Source organism: Streptomyces sp. Sge12 (assembly GCF_002080455.1).
Classification (GTDB): domain Bacteria; phylum Actinomycetota; class Actinomycetes; order Streptomycetales; family Streptomycetaceae; genus Streptomyces.
In genome coordinates, this window is record NZ_CP020555.1 from 2,280,922 (window position 1) to 2,296,258 (window position 15,337).

At 73.5% G+C, this 15,337-nt stretch carries 10 protein-coding genes; 3 read left to right on the plus strand and 7 right to left on the minus strand.

The genetic code is table 11. From position 1 onward, the window contains the following. Window positions 1–124: 124 nt before the first annotated feature. Window positions 125–967, minus strand: coding sequence for an AraC family transcriptional regulator (locus B6R96_RS09825; RefSeq protein ID WP_081522282.1), 843 nt, complete (start codon window positions 965–967; stop codon window positions 125–127). Window positions 968–1,047: 80 nt separating this feature from the next. On the opposite strand from B6R96_RS09825, the gene B6R96_RS09830 reads away from it, so the two are divergent. The 3 genes from B6R96_RS09830 to B6R96_RS09840 all read left to right on the plus strand — a co-directional run bounded on the left by B6R96_RS09830 (window position 1,048) and on the right by B6R96_RS09840 (window position 7,610). Then, window positions 1,048–5,637: an ATP-dependent helicase gene (locus B6R96_RS09830; RefSeq protein ID WP_081522283.1), complete on the plus strand. Its 4,590-nt coding sequence runs from the start codon at window positions 1,048–1,050 to the stop codon at window positions 5,635–5,637. Between the two features lie 293 nt (window positions 5,638–5,930). After that, entirely contained in the window at window positions 5,931–6,725 is a 795-nt protein-coding gene (locus tag B6R96_RS09835; protein WP_081522284.1) for an Fpg/Nei family DNA glycosylase, read from the plus strand. A gap of 114 nt (window positions 6,726–6,839) precedes the next feature. Continuing rightward, the gene (locus B6R96_RS09840) at window positions 6,840–7,610 is read left to right on the plus strand and encodes an SDR family NAD(P)-dependent oxidoreductase (protein WP_107475490.1); all 771 of its coding nucleotides are present in this window, start codon (window positions 6,840–6,842) and stop codon (window positions 7,608–7,610) included. A 463-nt stretch (window positions 7,611–8,073) separates the two neighbouring features. Here the strand turns inward: B6R96_RS09840 and B6R96_RS09850 are convergent, their stop codons facing one another. From B6R96_RS09850 to B6R96_RS09875, 6 genes are all read right to left on the minus strand, one after another. Next, complete coding sequence (locus tag B6R96_RS09850) at window positions 8,074–8,454, minus strand: helix-turn-helix domain-containing protein (RefSeq protein WP_030389368.1); 381 nt, start codon at window positions 8,452–8,454, stop codon at window positions 8,074–8,076. A gap of 109 nt (window positions 8,455–8,563) precedes the next feature. Next, window positions 8,564–9,079, minus strand: coding sequence for a CinA family protein (locus B6R96_RS09855; RefSeq protein WP_053703783.1), 516 nt, complete (start codon window positions 9,077–9,079; stop codon window positions 8,564–8,566). A 47-nt stretch (window positions 9,080–9,126) separates the two neighbouring features. After that, window positions 9,127–9,795 carry a CDP-diacylglycerol--glycerol-3-phosphate 3-phosphatidyltransferase gene (gene pgsA, locus B6R96_RS09860; RefSeq protein WP_030389366.1) on the minus strand — a complete coding sequence of 223 codons (669 nt, stop codon included), beginning with the start codon at window positions 9,793–9,795 and terminating at the stop codon, window positions 9,127–9,129. Beyond that, on the minus strand, window positions 9,792–11,282 hold the full coding sequence (gene rimO, locus B6R96_RS09865) for a 30S ribosomal protein S12 methylthiotransferase RimO (protein ID WP_053703764.1): 1,491 nt from the start codon (window positions 11,280–11,282) through the stop codon (window positions 9,792–9,794). Before rimO ends, pgsA begins: the two co-directional genes overlap by 4 nt. A gap of 125 nt (window positions 11,283–11,407) precedes the next feature. Next, window positions 11,408–12,304: a helix-turn-helix domain-containing protein gene (locus B6R96_RS09870; RefSeq protein ID WP_053173314.1), complete on the minus strand. Its 897-nt coding sequence runs from the start codon at window positions 12,302–12,304 to the stop codon at window positions 11,408–11,410. 221 nt (window positions 12,305–12,525) lie between these two features. Continuing rightward, window positions 12,526–15,321, minus strand: a complete 2,796-nt coding sequence (locus B6R96_RS09875; protein WP_051779730.1) for an FtsK/SpoIIIE family DNA translocase — start codon at window positions 15,319–15,321, stop codon at window positions 12,526–12,528. Window positions 15,322–15,337: the final 16 nt, after the last annotated feature.

Below are 15,337 nucleotides of genomic sequence, written 5' to 3' on the forward strand. Positions count from 1 at the left end.
CAGGCCGGGGCATGTGGGTCTTGTACGTTCTTGCGCGCCCGGGCCGTCCGCCCCATCGGCCCCGTCCCGCCGCGACCGGCCCCGACCGGCCCCGACCGGCCAGGCAGGATCCGAAAGCGACGGGCTAGCCCGCCCGCTCCCGCCGGTACGCGCCCGGGGGCACCCCCACGATGCGGGTGAAGTGCCGGTTCAGGTGCGGTTGGTCGGTGAACCCGACGGTGACGGCCGCCTCGGCGGGGGCCGTGCCCGCGTCCAGGAGCCGGCGCGCCCGCCGGACCCGGGCGTCGGTCAGCCAGGTGTGCGGGGGCATCCCGTACCGCTCGCGGAAGGCCCGCAGCAGGGCGAAGGGGCTCGTGCCCAGCTCCGCCGCGAGCTGCTCCAGCGACGGCGGGTCGGCCATCCGCTCCTGCAGTACGGCCCGGGCGGCCGCCGCGTCGGCGCCGCCCGCGCCACGGACCGTACGGGCGGGCAGCGGTCCGGCGTGCCGGGTCAGCATCCGCGCTACCACGCTCCGCAGCAGCGTGTCGGCGGCCAGCGCGTTGCCCGCCTCGGCGGCCCGGTGGATCTCGGTGATCGCCTGCGCGCCCCGGGGGTCCGCGACCATGTCGGCGGTGAAGCCGGGGGTGCCGCGCAGGGTGCCGATCTCCTCGGCGACCTCGGTGATCAGCTCGCTGGACGGGTAGAGGGTGGCGTAGGCCCAGCCCTCGGGCACCCCGGCGCGCGCGGTGTGCGGCACCTCGGGGTTGATCAGGACCACGCTGCCGGGCCCGGCGCGCACCACGTGCCCGGGGAGTCCGATCTCCTCGATGCCTCCGGTGACGGCCGCGATGACGTACCCGTCGTGGGCGTGGCGCGGGAAGGTGTGCCGTACGTAGTGGGCGCGCAGCAGGTCGAGCCCGGGCAGTTCCGCGTACTGCCAGTGCCGTGCCCACTCCCGGCGCCCGCCGGCGACCCCGTCCGTCCCCATCCCCCCATTCTGCGCCCCGACCCGGTCGCGCGTTTCCCCAGGTCCGGCCGGTTGTCAGTGGCCGGGTGCACGATGGGGGCATGGCAGGCGCTGCGCTCGACTCGTTCTCACCCGCGACCCGCTCGTGGTTCACGGGGGCCTTTGTGACGCCCACCGCCGCGCAGGAGGGCGCGTGGCGGGCGATCGGGGAGGGCTCCGACGTGCTGGTGGTGGCCCCCACCGGCTCCGGCAAGACCCTGGCCGCGTTCCTCGCCGCCCTCGACCGGCTCGCTTCGACCCCGCCGCCCGCGGAGTCGAAGAAGCGCTGCCGCGTGCTGTACGTGTCGCCCCTGAAGGCCCTGGCCGTCGACGTGGAGCGCAATCTGCGCAGCCCGCTCACCGGGATCCGCCAGGAGTCGGTCCGCCTGGGCCTGCCAGAGCCGGACATCCGGGTGGGGATCCGCTCCGGCGACACCCCGCCCGCCGAGCGGCGGGCGCTGGCCACCCGGCCGCCGGACATCCTCATCACCACCCCCGAGTCGCTGTTCCTGATGCTGACCTCGGCGGCCCGGGAGGCCCTGACCGGGATCGAGACGGTGATCCTGGACGAGGTGCACGCGGTCGCCGGGACCAAGCGCGGCGCCCATCTCGCGCTCTCCCTGGAGCGGCTGGACGAGCTGCTGCCCCGCCCGGCGCGCCGGATCGGGCTGTCGGCGACGGTCCGGCCGGTGGACGAGGTGGCCCGGTATCTGGCGCCGCGCGGCAGGGTGGAGATCGTCCAGCCCCCGTCGACCAAGGAATTCGACCTGTCGGTGGTCGTCCCGGTGCAGGACATGGGCGAGTTGGGCGGATCCCCGGCGACCGAGGGCAAGGAGGGCGGGGACAAGCCGTCGATCTGGCCGCATGTGGAGGAGCGGATCGTCGACCTGGTGCAGGCGCACCGCTCGACGATCGTGTTCGCCAACTCCCGCCGGCTCGCCGAGCGGCTGTGCAACCGGCTCAATGAGATCGCGTACGAGCGCGCCGTGGGCGAGAAGCTGCCGGACGGCAAACCTCCGGCCGAGATCATGGCGCAGTCGGGCGCCGCGCTGGGCGCCCCGCCGCTGCTGGCCCGCGCGCACCACGGCTCGGTGTCCAAGGAGCAGCGCGCGCTGGTGGAGGAGGACCTGAAGGCGGGCCGGCTGCCCGCCGTGGTCGCCACCTCCAGCCTGGAGCTGGGCATCGACATGGGCGCGGTGGACCTGGTGGTGCAGGTGGAGTCGCCGCCCTCGGTGGCGTCCGGGCTGCAGCGGGTGGGCCGGGCCGGGCACCAGGTGGGCGCGGTCTCCACCGGCGTGGTCTTCCCCAAGTACCGCGGCGACCTGGTGCAGGCGGCGGTGGTCACCGAGCGGATGCGCACGGGGGAGATCGAGTCCCTGCGGATCCCCTCCAACCCCCTCGACGTGCTGGCGCAGCAGCTGGTCGCGATGGTTTCGATGGACACCTGGCAGCTGGACGACCTGCTCGCCCTGGTGCGGCGGGCGGCGCCCTTCGCGGCGCTGCCGGAATCGGCGTTCACGGCGGTCCTGGACATGCTGGCCGGGCGCTATCCGTCGGACGCGTTCGCCGAGCTCCGGCCGCGCGTGGTCTGGGACCGGGTGGCGGGGACGATCACGGGCCGGCCGGGGGCCCAGCGCCTCGCCGTCACTTCGGGCGGCACGATTCCCGACCGCGGCCTCTTCGGTGTCTTCCTGGCGGGCTCCGACCCCAAGAAGGGCGGCGGCCGGGTCGGCGAGCTCGACGAGGAGATGGTCTACGAGTCCCGCGTCGGGGACGTGTTCACGCTCGGCACCACCTCGTGGCGGATCGAGGACATCACCCGCGACCGGGTCCTGGTCACGCCCGCCCCCGGGGTGCCGGGCCGGCTGCCGTTCTGGAAGGGCGACCAGCTCGGCCGCCCGCTCGAACTGGGCCGCGCCGTCGGTGCGTTCCTGCGCGAGCTCGGCGGCCTGAGTGACGAGGACGCCCGGCTGCGGCTGGTGGCGGCCGGCCTGGACGCCTGGGCCGCCGAGAACGTCCTGGCGTACCTCACCGAACAGCGCGAGGCCTGCGGCCACGTCCCCGACGACCGGACCATCGTGGTCGAGCGGTTCCGCGACGAGCTGGGTGACTGGCGGGTCGTGGTCCACTCCCCCTTCGGCGCGCAGGTGCACGCCCCGTGGGCGCTGGCGCTGGGGGCCCGCCTCGCCGAGAAGTACGGCATGGACGCGCAGGTGATGCACGCCGACGACGGGATCGTGCTCCGCCTGCCCGATCTGGACCTGCTGTCCATGGACCTGCTGGACCACGACCCGGCCGCTCCGCACGCCTTCGAGTTCGACGACGAGAAGGCCCCGCTGGGCGCCGCCGATGTGGCCTTCGACCACGGTGACATCAACCAGATCGTCACCGACCAGGTGGGCGGCTCCGCGCTGTTCGCCTCCCGCTTCCGTGAGTGCGCGGCGCGCGCCCTGCTGCTGCCGCGCCGGAGCCCCGGCCGGCGCACCCCGCTGTGGCAGCAGCGCCAGCGCGCCTCCCAGCTGCTCCAGGTGGCCTCGGAGTTCGGCTCCTTCCCGATCGTGCTGGAAGCCGTACGCGAGTGCCTCCAGGACGTCTTCGACGTGCCCGGCCTGACCGAGCTGATGGGTGACATCGAGGCGCGCCGCGTGCGGATGGTGGAGGTCACCACACCGGAGCCCTCCCCCTTCGCCCGTTCCCTCCTCTTCGGGTATGTGGCCCAATTCCTCTACGAGGGCGACTCGCCGCTGGCCGAGCGCAGGGCGGCCGCGCTGTCGCTGGACTCCCGGCTGCTCGCCGAGCTGCTCGGCCAGGCGGAGCTGCGCGAACTCCTCGACGCGCAGGTGCTGGAGGAGCTGGAGCGGGAGCTCCAGTGGCTCACCGAGGACCGGCGGGCCAAGGACCCCGAGTCGGTGGCCGACCTGCTGCGCCTGCTGGGCCCGCTGACGCGGGACCAGTTGACCGAGCGCGGGGCGGATCCCGCCTGGGCGCAGGAGCTCGCCGCGGCCCGTCGCGTCATCCCGGTCAGGATCGGCGGTACGGACCACTGGGCGGCGATCGAGGACGCGGGCCGGCTGCGGGACGCGCTGGGCACGGCGCTGCCCGTCGGCGTCCCGGAGGCGTTCACCGAGCCGGTCAAGGACCCGCTCGGGGACCTGCTCGCCCGGTACGCCCGCACCCACGGGCCCTTCACCACGGCGGCGGTCGCCACCCGATTCGGGCTGGGCGCGGCGGTGACGGAGGGTGCCCTGCACCGGCTGGCCGCGGCCGGGCGGGTGGTGCAGGGCGAGTTCCACCCGGCGGGCATCGGCCAGGAGTGGTGCGACGCGACGGTGCTGCGCAGGCTCCGCCGGCGCTCGCTCGCAGCCCTGCGCCAGGAGCTGGAACCGGTCCCGCCGACCTCGCTGGCCACCTTCCTCCCCCAGTGGCAGCACCTGGGCGGAGCCCTGCGCGGCCTCGACGGCCTGGCCCGGGCCATCGAGCAGCTCCAGGGCGCCCCGGTGCCGGCCTCGGCGCTGGAGCGCCTGATCCTCCCGTCCCGGGTGAGCGGCTACTCCCCCGGTCTCCTGGACGAGCTGACCACCGCGGGCGAGGTGGTCTGGGCGGGGGCCGGAGCCCTCCCGGGCAAGGACGGCTGGGTCTCTCTCTACCTGGCGGAGGCGGCGCCGCTGCTCCTGCCCCCGCCGCACCCGCTGGAGCAGAGCCCCCTCCACCAGGCCGTCCTGGCATCGCTCGCGGGCGGGTACGGCCTGTTCTTCCGGCAGATCGCGCAGTCGATCCGCGGGGACTTCCCCGAGGTGTCCGACGTCGCGCTCTCCGAGGTGGTGTGGGACCTGGCCTGGTCGGGCCGGCTCACCAACGACACCCTGGGCCCGCTGCGCTCGCTGCTCGGCTCGGGCCGCACGGCGGGCTCGACGGCCCACCGGGCCCGCCGCACCGTCCCCCGCGGCCGCTACGGCACGATCGGCGCGACCGTGTCCCGTACCGGCCCGCCCACGGTCTCAGGGCGCTGGTCCCTGCTTCCTGCCGCGGCACCCGACCCGACCCACCGGGCCCACGCCCTGGCCCGCACCCTGCTGGACCGGCACGGCGTGGTGACGCGCGGGGCGGTCGCCGCGGAGGGGGTGGAGGGCGGCTTCAGCGCGGTCTACCGCGTCCTGTCGGCCTTCGAGGACAGCGGGCAGGCCCGCCGGGGCTATGTGGTCGAGGGGCTGGGTGCGGCCCAGTTCGCGATGGACGGGGCGGTGGACCGGCTGCGGGCCGCCGAGCGGACCCCGCCCCCGCTGGCGGCGGTGGTCCTGGCCGCCGCCGACCCGGCGAACGCCTACGGCGCGGCCCTGCCCTGGCCGGAGCCCCCGGCCGGGGCCACCCACAAGCCGGGCCGCAAGGCGGGCTCCCTGGTCGTCCTGGTCGACGGGGAACTCACCCTGTACCTGGAGCGCGGCGGAAAGACCCTGCTGGCCTGGCCCGACCCCGAGGACCCCCGTCTCACGGCGGCCACGGCCGCGCTGGCCGCCGCCTCCCGGGCGGGCACGCTCCCGGCCCTCACCGTGGAACGGATCAATGCCGCGGCGGCCCTGACCTCCCCGCTGGGTCCGGCGCTGGAGGCGGCCGGCTTCCATGCCACCCCGAGGGGTTTGCGTATGCGCTCCTGACCGTTGCAAACGGCCCCGCGTGTTCGCCCGCGCGCAGCCCACAGGCGGAGCCGGGCCCGGCCCGCGGCCGGCCAGCGGGTCAGCGCCCGCCCCCGGGGCCAAGAGCCGCAGCCGGGGCGGGCCCGAGGCGCCGGCGCCGTGCGGAGTACCTCCCCGCACAGTCCCCGGTGAGGCAGCCGGGGAGTGCGCCGCAGCCGGACACCGGCACGCGTCCGGGCCCCGCCCTGGACCGCCTCCTCGCCCCGCCGGAGCGGGACGGAGCCGGGGCGGGGCCGGGAGCGCACAATGAGGCCATGCCCGAAGGTGACAGCATCCGGCGCGCGGCGACCCGGCTCCACACCGCCCTGGCAGGCCGCACCCTCACCCGGAGCGACCTGCGCGTCCCGCGCTTCGCCACCGCCGACCTCACCGGCCGCCTCACCCTCGACGTCACCCCGCGCGGCAAACACCTCCTCGCCCGCTTCGAGGGCGGCCTCACCCTGCACAGCCACCTCCGGATGGACGGCGCCTGGCACATCTTCGCCACCGGCCAGAGGTGGCGCGGCGGGCCGGACCACGAGATCCGGGCCATCCTCGGCACGGCCGACCACACCGCCGTCGGCTACCGCCTCCCCGTCCTGGAGCTGATCCGCACCGCCGAGGAGGACCGCGCCGTGGGCCACCTCGGCCCCGACCTCCTCGGCCCGGACTGGGATCCCGCCCGCGCCGCCGCCAACCTCCTCGCCGCCCCCGAGCGCCCCCTCGGCGAGGCCCTGCTCGATCAGCGCAACCTCGCCGGGATCGGCAACATCTACAAGGCCGAGCTCTGCTTCCTGGCCCAGGTCACCCCCTGGACCCCGGTCGGCGCCCTGCCCGAGTCGACCCTCCCCCGGCTGGCCTCCGCCGCCCACCGCCTGCTGTCCGCGAACACCGGCGAGCGGCCCGGCCCCCGCAACACGACCGGCAGCCGCCACCCCGGCCAGAACCTCTTCGTCTACGGCCGCGCGCACCGCCCCTGCCTGCGCTGCGGCACACCCGTGCGCGAGGCCCCCCAGGACGACCGCCCCACCTACTGGTGCCCCCGCTGCCAGTCGGGCCCGACGCCGTAGAGCCCGTCCAGGCGACAGGACGCCACAGGACCCGACCGGACGGGACCAGGCGGGACCGGACGCAACGGCGCACGACGATTGACGCTCCGTCAGATCCGGTCGTACGGTCCCGGCATGCCCACACCCACAGCCCCGTACGGACTCACCGGCCGCACCGCCCTGATCACCGGCGCCGCCAGCGGCATCGGCCGGGCCACCGCCGTCCTCCTCGCCGAGGCGGGCGCCCACGTGCACTGCGCGGACCGCGACGAGCAGGGCCTCGCCGAGACGGCCGCCCTCGTCACCAAGGCCGGCGGCGCCGCCACCGTCCACCCCCTCGACGTCACCGACCGGGCCGCACTCCGGGCGGCCGTCACCGCGGCGGGCCCGCTCGACATCACGGCCGCCATCGCCGGGGTCATGCACACGAGCAGCGTCCTGGAAACGGCCGACGAGGACCTCGACCGGGTCCTGGACATCAACTTCAAGGGGGTCCTGCGCACCTGCCAGGAGGCCGCCCGTTCCATGATCGCGGCAGGCCGCCCGGGCTCGATCGTCACCATGGCCTCGGGGGCCGTGGACGCCGCCCAGCCCGGTCTGCTCTGCTACAGCGCCGCCAAGGCCGCCGTGGTCCAGCTGACCAAGACCCTCGCCACCGAGGCCGGCCCGCACGGCATACGGGTCAACGCCGTCGCCCCGGGCTGGATCCGCACGCCGATGACCGGCCGCCACAGCCCCGAGGTCCAGGAGCAGACCGAGGCGGCGATGGTCCGGATGTCCCCGCTGCGCCGGGTCGGCGAGCCCGAGGACATCGCCCGGGCGGTGCTCTACCTGGTCTCGGACGCCTCGTCCTTCATGACCGGTCAGATCCTTCGCCCGAACGGTGGGGTGTCCATGCCCTGGTAGCCCCGTCGTCACGGCCGCTCCCGTCGTCGCAGCCGCTCCCGCTGCCCCGGCGGGTTCCACTGCCCCGGCGGTCCCCCTCGTCCGCGTCGCCCCCGTCGGCCGCCCCCAGCGCCCTCCGCCGCGCCTTCCGCACCGGGCCCGGCACACAGTGCACCGGCAGCAGCCCCAACCCCCAGCCGCCCACCGCCACCGCGCCCTCCACGGCCCCGGACTCGGCAGGTGCCAGCACGAGGCGCAGCACGGCCCACCACCACAGCACCCCCACCGCCAGTGCGAGGGCCGGCACCGCAGGTATGCGCAGCAACCGCCGCACGGCCACCTCCCAGGGGCCGGAACCCGGACGGGCCCATCCTCCCGCACCCCCCGCGCGCCCGCACCCAGAACGGCCGGGAGCCCCGGCCGGTGCACAGGGCACCAGCCGGGGCTCCGGCCACGCTCAAACTTCACACACGCACGTGCTCGCTCACGCGGCTACGACATTCACCGCTTCCGCAGGCGCCTTGATGGTCACCCGCTCCGGTCCACCCGCGACCGAAGCCATGGAGACCGAATTGAGCATCGGGCGGACCGGCACACTCACCGGTTCGCTTGCCGCGGCCGACTGTGCCAGCTCGGCCAGCGACAGTTCGTCACTGACTTCGCGCATCAGCTCGGACATCCGTACGTCCAACGCGTCGCAGATCGCGGAGAGCAGCTCGGAGGATGCCTCCTTCTGCCCCCGCTCCACCTCGGAGAGATAGCCGAGAGAAACTCGGGCCGACGAGGAGACTTCGCGCAGAGTACGGCCCTGGCGCTGGCGCTGCCGACGCAGCACGTCACCCAGCAGGCGACGGAGCAGAATCATCGGTGGCTCCCTCCTCTGACCGTGTAGCCGCATCCTTCACGCCCCACCGTACCGCCTCGCGCCGCGGCCGTGCGGGGAGCGATGTCGTGTTCACTCAGGGCTGCAAACATCAAATCCCCCCGTTCTGTTCCGTATCCTGCCTCCGCGCATTCTCACGGAGTTGGTCCACGAGAAGCCCGAGCACTGTGCGTGCACTCTCCCTACGAATTTCCGCACGGGAGCCGTTCAACCTCAGACGGACCGTTTTCCTGCCCCCCGGACCGTCCAGCGCGACGAAAACGGTGCCCACCGGCCGGCCGTCCTGCGGCTCCGGACCGGCCACCCCGGTGGTCGCGATTCCCCACGAAGCGCCCATCACCCGCCGCACGCCGGCCGCCATCTCGGCCGCCACCTGCGCGTTCACCGCGCCTTCGGCCGCCAGTAGCCCCGCGTCCACCCCGAGGACCAGGTGCTTGATCTCCGTCGCGTACGCCGTCACCGAGCCGCGGAAGGATCGGGAGGCGCCGGGGACGGCCGTGAGGTCGGCGGCCACCATGCCGCCGGTCAGCGATTCGGCCACGGCGAGAGTCTGGTCACTCTCGGTGAGCAGGCGCAGCGCTTCCGCAGCCACTCCGGTCGCATCCACCGCTCCGGAACCGGCTTCCGCCCCCGGAAAATCCCCCGCCGCGTCGGTCACCTCGCGGCTCGCTCCGCAGCCCGCTCCGCGGCGAGACCCTGGCGGCGCAGCACGACCGCCTGCCGGATGTAGTCCAAACCGGTGACGACGGTCAGCACGACGGCGATCGCCATCACCCAGAAGCGCATGGTCGCGAGCGCCCCGGTCAGTGCCAGCACGTACATGCCCACGGCCGTGCCCTGGGCCAGGGTCTTGAGCTTGCCGCCGCGGCTGGCCGGAATCACTCCGTAGCGGATGACCCAGAAGCGCAGCAGCGTGATCCCGAGCTCCCGGCCGAGGATCACCCCGGTCACCCACCAGGGGAGGTCGCCGAGCCAGGAGAGACAGATCAGCGCCGACCCCATGATCGCCTTGTCGGCGATGGGGTCGGCGATCTTGCCGAAGTCCGTGACCAGGTTGTACGTCCGGGCCAGGTGCCCGTCGAAGATGTCCGTGATCATGGCGACGGCGAACGCCGCCCAGGCCCAGGCCCGCCAGGCCGGGTCGTAGCCGCCCTCGGCGAGCAGCAGGAACACGAAGCCCGGCACCAGCACGAGCCGGATCATCGTCAGGATGTTGGCGATGTTCCACAGGCTGGCCTGATCGACCGCCGCGGCCCCCAGCTTCGCGCCGGGTACGGGCCGGCGGCCGGTCCCGCCCGCCGCAGATGCCGGGACTCCGGTCATCCGGCCGCCTCCTCAAGATCCATGCCGAGCGGCTCGGCCACCAGGTCCACACCCAGGGTGCCGACCACCTTTGCCGTGACGATACGCCCCGGGACCAGGCCCGTGCTGTCCGTGAAGACCACCTGGCCGTCCGTTTCGGGCGCCTGGTGGGCGGCGCGCCCGTAGGCGCCCTCGCCGTCCTCGTCGACCGCTTCCACGGTCTCGACGAGGACTTCCAGGGTCTCTCCGATGCGCTCCTCGGCGCGCTGCGAGGTGAGCTCCTCGGCGAGCCGCTGCATGTGGGCCAGCCGCTCGGCGATGGTGTCCTCGTCCAGCTTGTTCTCGTAGGTGACGGCCTCGGTGCCGTCCTCGTCCGAGTACCCGAAGACGCCGATGGCGTCGAGGCGCGCATGGGTGAGGAAACGCTCCAGCTCGGCGAAGTCCGATTCCTTCTCGCCGGGGAAGCCGACGATGAAGTTGGAGCGGACGCCGGCCGTCGGGGCCTTGGAGCGGATGGTGTCCAGCAGCTCCAGGAAGCGGTCGGTGTCGCCGAAGCGGCGCATCGAGCGCAGCACGTCGGGGGCCGAGTGCTGGAAGGACAGGTCGAAGTACGGCACGACCTTGGGGGTCGAGGTGAGTACGTCGATCAGCCCGGGCCGCATCTCGGCGGGCTGGAGGTAGCTGACGCGGACGCGCTCGATGCCGTCCACCTCGGCCAGCTCGGGCAGCAGGGTCTCCAGCAGCCGGATGTCGCCGAGGTCCTTGCCGTACGAGGTGTTGTTCTCGGAGACCAGCATGATCTCCTTGACGCCCTGCTCGGCCAGCCAGCGGGTCTCGCCCAGCACATCGCTGGGGCGGCGGGAGATGAAGGAGCCGCGGAAGGACGGGATGGCGCAGAAGGAGCAGCGCCGGTCGCAGCCGGAGGCCAGCTTGACCGAGGCGACGGGGCTCTTGTCCAGGCGGCGGCGCAGGGGCGCGCGCGGACCCGAGGCGGGCGCGAGCCCGTCCGGCAGGTCGGCGGGGGCCTCGGCGACCGGCTCCTGGGCGTGGCCCGGGAGGGAGACGTCGGCGGCCTGGCGCTCGGCCGGGCTGATCGGCAGCAGCTTGCGGCGGTCGCGCGGGGTGTGGGAGGCGTGGATGCCGCCGTTGAGGATGGTCTGGAGGCGGTCGGAGATGTCGGCGTAGTCGTCGAAACCGAGGACTCCGTCGGCCTCGGGGAGCGCTTCGGCGAGTTCCTTGCCGTAGCGCTCGGCCATACAGCCGACTGCGACGACGGCCTGGGTCTTGCCGTGATCCTTGAGATCGTTGGCTTCCAGGAGGGCGTCTACGGAGTCCTTCTTGGCGGCTTCGACGAAGCCGCAGGTGTTGACGACGGCTACGTCCGCATCGGCGGCGTCCTCGACGAGCTCCCAGCCATCCGCCGCCAAGCGGCCTGCGAGCTCCTCCGAGTCCACCTCGTTACGGGCGCAGCCAAGAGTGACAAGGGCGACGGTACGGCGTTCGGGCATGGACTCAAGACTACTTCGTCCCGGCGTCGGCCCCTGCCGCAAGTCCCCGTACAGCAAGATCCCCGGGGTGCGGCGCAGCACCCCGGGGATCCGGATCAAGCCTTCCGCCCTAGGGCGGTCCCGCTTCAGCCCGCCTGGGGCTGGTCCTGGAGAGGGTCGCCCTTCGTGTATTTCAGACGCTCCACCTGACCCGGCTGGAAGTCGTCCTTGATCTCCTTGCCGTTCACGAAGAGCTTCACGGCGCCGGCGTCGCCGAGCACGAGGTCGACGGACTCCTTGTCGGTGAAGGTCTTGGACTCACCCTGCAGGAGGGTGCCGTCGTAGAGCAGCCGGCCGGTGGAGTCCTTCGCGGAGATCCAGCTCTCGCCCGTGTCGGCCGTCAGGACCACGGTGACGAGGTCCTTGGGCGCGGCGGCGATCGCACTGTCCGAGGGCTCCGGCTTGGGCGCCTGCGGGGTCTGCGGGGGCTGCCCGGCCGGCTTGCCGCCACTCTGCTTGGGTGCGGGCTTGGGAGAGGCGGAACCTTCCGCCACCGGGCGCTTGTCCTTCTCGTCGCCACCGCCGAAGGCGGTGAAGCCGACGAAGCCGATCACGGCGACGATGGCGGCGACCATGGCCGCGGTCCAGTTGGGCCGCTGCCGTTCGGGACGGATCCGTTCGGCTTCGAACATCGGCGCGGCGGGCGTGGGTGCCGGCCGGCCGCCGTGGGCCGCGTCGTAGCTCTCGACCAGCGGTGCCGGATCGAGGCCCACGGCGCGGGCGAGCGTACGGATGTGACCGCGGGCGTAGACGTCGCCGCCGCACCGCGTGAAGTCGTCCTCTTCGATCGCGTGCACGATCGGGATGCGCACGCGGGTGGTGGAACTGACCTCGTCGACGGTGAGCCCGGCGGCGATCCGGGCCTTCTTGAGGGCCGTCCCGATGGACGGGCCTTCGACGGGACGTTCGACGATGCGGTCCTCGGACCGGTCGTCGGTCGAAGGCCGCTCTTCTTCGGGGGAGTTGGAGTTGCCGATGGACACGTGGGCGCCTTTCGAGCGTGTAGCCACCTGCTGGATGTCCAGTCTAGGGGGGTGACGAAAGGGTGGAGCAACCGGAGGGTGCACTTCCTACGCCATCCGAATGGCGAAGGGAGGTCCTCCCCGGTGCGGCGGGCCCGGCGCTGTGCGCGAGCGTGCGCGCGGTACCGCCACCTCTCTTCAACTTGACGCGGGCCCAAGGGAAACGGTTGCCCGCGATTTCATTACGGATGGGCCTCACCGCGGATGACGGCCAGCACTCCGTCCAGGTCATCGGCCTTCAGCAGTACGTCGCGCGCCTTCGAACCCTCGCTCGGGCCGACGATTCCCCGCGACTCCATGAGGTCCATGAGCCGCCCGGCCTTGGCGAAGCCCACCCGCAGCTTGCGCTGGAGCATCGAGGTGGACCCGAACTGCGTCGACACCACGAGCTCGGCCGCCTGGCACAGCAGGTCCAGGTCGTCGCCGATGTCCTCGTCGATCTCCTTCTTCTGCTTCTGCCCGACGGTGACGTCGTCCCGGAAGACGGGCGCCATCTGGTCCTTGCAGTGCTGGACGATCCCGGCGATCTCGTCCTCGGTGACGAAGGCGCCCTGGAGCCGGACCGGCTTGTTGGCGCCCATCGGCAGGAACAGCCCGTCGCCCTTGCCGATCAGCTTCTCGGCGCCCGGCTGGTCGAGGATGACCCGGCTGTCGGCGAGCGAGGAGGTGGCGAAGGCCAGGCGCGAGGGCACGTTCGCCTTGATCAGGCCGGTGACCACGTCCACCGAGGGCCGCTGGGTGGCGAGCACCAGGTGGATGCCGGCCGCGCGGGCCAGCTGGGTGATGCGGACGATCGAGTCCTCGACGTCGCGCGGGGCGACCATCATCAGGTCCGCCAGCTCGTCGACGATCACCAGCAGGTACGGGTACGGGCTGAGCTCCCGCTCGCTGCCCGGCGGCAGTTTGATCTTGCCGTCCCGGATGGCCTGGTTGAAGTCGTCGATGTGCCGGTAGCCGAAGGCGGCCAGGTCGTCGTAGCGCAGGTCCATCTCGCGCACGACCCACTGGAGCGCCTCGGCGGCCCGCTTGGGGTTGGTGATGATCGGCGTGATCAGGTGCGGGATGCCCTCGTACGCCGTCAGCTCGACGCGCTTGGGGTCCACGAGCACCATCCGGACGTCCTCGGGGGTGGCCCGGACCATCACGGAGGTGATCAGGCAGTTGATGCAGGAGGACTTTCCGGAACCGGTGGCGCCGGCGACCAGCACGTGCGGCATCTTGGCGAGGTTGGCCATGACGTAGCCGCCCTCGACGTCCTTGCCGAGCGCGACCAGCATCGGGTGGTCGTCCTCGGCCGCGTCCGCCAGGCGCAGCACGTCGCCGAGGTTGACCATCTCCCGGTCGGTGTTCGGGATCTCGATGCCGACCGCGGACTTGCCCGGGATCGGGCTGATGATCCGGACGTCCGGCGAGGCCACGGCGTAGGCGATGTTCTTGGTCAGGGCGGTGATCCGCTCGACCTTGACCGCGGCACCCAGGGTGACCTCGTACCGGGTGACGGTCGGGCCCCGGGTGAAGCCGGTGACGTCCGCGTCGACCTTGAACTCGGTGAAGACGTTGCGCAGCGAGGCGACCACCGCGTCATTGGCGGCGCTGCGGGTCTTGCCGGGCCCGCCCTTCTCCAGCAGGTCGAGCGAGGGCAGCGCGTAGGTGATGTCCCCGCGCAGCTGGAGCTGCTCGGCGCGCGGCGGCAGCGCCTGGGCCTGCGGCGGGGCCTTGGTCAGGTCGGGCACCGAGAGCGTCCCGGAGGCCGCTGCGGTGGTGGCGTGCGGCTGCTCCGCGAGGTCCTCGGGGGCGGCCCCTGCGGCGGCCTCGGGCGGGGCGTCCGCCACGGGACGCCCGGCGCGGGCCGTCGGCACGGGAGCGGTGGGCTCCGCACCCTCCCGCTCGACGCCGATCCCCTGCGTGAGGTCGGCGACGAGCGGGGACGGCGGCATACCGCCGTAGACCGCCCCGTCCAGCGCGGCGGCGGCCGCCGCGGCCACGTCGACGGCGTCCATCTCCCGCTCCATGCCCGGCCGGGCCGCGGCCCTGCGCGGCCGGCGGCGCCGGGCGAGCGCCGCCTCCTCGGCCTCGTCCGCCGGGTCGCCCGGGCCCGGGCCGGCTCCGGTGCGGGCCCGCCACTGCTCCGGGTCGTGCCGCTCCGCCGCGGCGCCCTCGGCCTCCCCGTAGCCCTCGTCGTACTCGTTCGGGGCGATGATCCCCAGCCGGATGCCGAGCCTGCGCAGCCGCTGCGGAATCGCGTTGACCGGGGTGGCGGTGACCACGAGCAGCCCGAAGATCGTGAGCAGCACCAGCATGGGCACGGCCAGCGGCGCACCCATGGTGAAGATCAGCGGCTTGGAGGCGCCCCAGCCGATGAGCCCGCCCGCGTTCTGCATCGCGGTGGTGCCCTCGTCCCGGCCCGGCGCCCCGCAGGCGATGTGGACCAGGCCCAGGACCCCGATGACGAGGGCGGAGAGCCCGATCCCGATGCGGCCGTTGGCATCGGTCTGCTCGGGATGGCGGATGAAACGCACCGCCATGACGCCGAGCAGGATCGGTACGAGCAGGTCCAGCCGTCCGAAGAGGCCGGTGATCAGCATCGTGACCAGATCCCCGACCGGTCCGCTCAGATTCGACCAGGTACCGGCGGCGACGATCAGCGCGAGGGCGAGCAGCAGGAGCGCGAGGCCGTCCTTGCGGTGGGCGGGGTCCAGGTTCCTGGCGCCCTGGCCGATCCCGCGGAAGACGGCGCCGACCGCGTGGGCGCAGCCGAGCCAGAGAGCGCGCACCAGCCGCACCACGCCCCCGGTCGGGGACGGCGCGGGCTTGGCCGCCGCCTTCTTGGCCGGGGCCCGCCTGGCTGCCGCGGCCTTCTTCGCCGCAGGCTTCCGCGCGGGCGCGGCCTTCTTCGCCGGGGCCGCCGTACGGCCGGTGCGGCCCTTCGCGGTGCCCGCCGTGCTCTGGGAACCCTTACCGGACGTACGTGAGGCCATGGGGCCGAGGTTACCG

Bases quoted from the DNA above. Each gene is read 5' to 3' on its own strand.
- B6R96_RS09825 (WP_081522282.1), bottom strand. From the start codon at position 967: ATGGGGACGGACGGGGTCGCCGGCGGGCGCCGGGAGTGGGCACGGCAC.
- B6R96_RS09830 (WP_081522283.1), top strand. From the start codon at position 1,048: ATGGCAGGCGCTGCGCTCGACTCGTTCTCACCCGCGACCCGCTCGTGG.
- B6R96_RS09835 (WP_081522284.1), top strand. From the start codon at position 5,931: ATGCCCGAAGGTGACAGCATCCGGCGCGCGGCGACCCGGCTCCACACC.
- B6R96_RS09840 (WP_107475490.1), top strand. From the start codon at position 6,840: ATGCCCACACCCACAGCCCCGTACGGACTCACCGGCCGCACCGCCCTG.
- B6R96_RS09850 (WP_030389368.1), bottom strand. From the start codon at position 8,454: ATGATTCTGCTCCGTCGCCTGCTGGGTGACGTGCTGCGTCGGCAGCGC.
- pgsA (WP_030389366.1), bottom strand. From the start codon at position 9,795: ATGACCGGAGTCCCGGCATCTGCGGCGGGCGGGACCGGCCGCCGGCCC.
- rimO (WP_053703764.1), bottom strand. From the start codon at position 11,282: ATGCCCGAACGCCGTACCGTCGCCCTTGTCACTCTTGGCTGCGCCCGT.
- B6R96_RS09875 (WP_051779730.1), bottom strand. From the start codon at position 15,321: ATGGCCTCACGTACGTCCGGTAAGGGTTCCCAGAGCACGGCGGGCACC.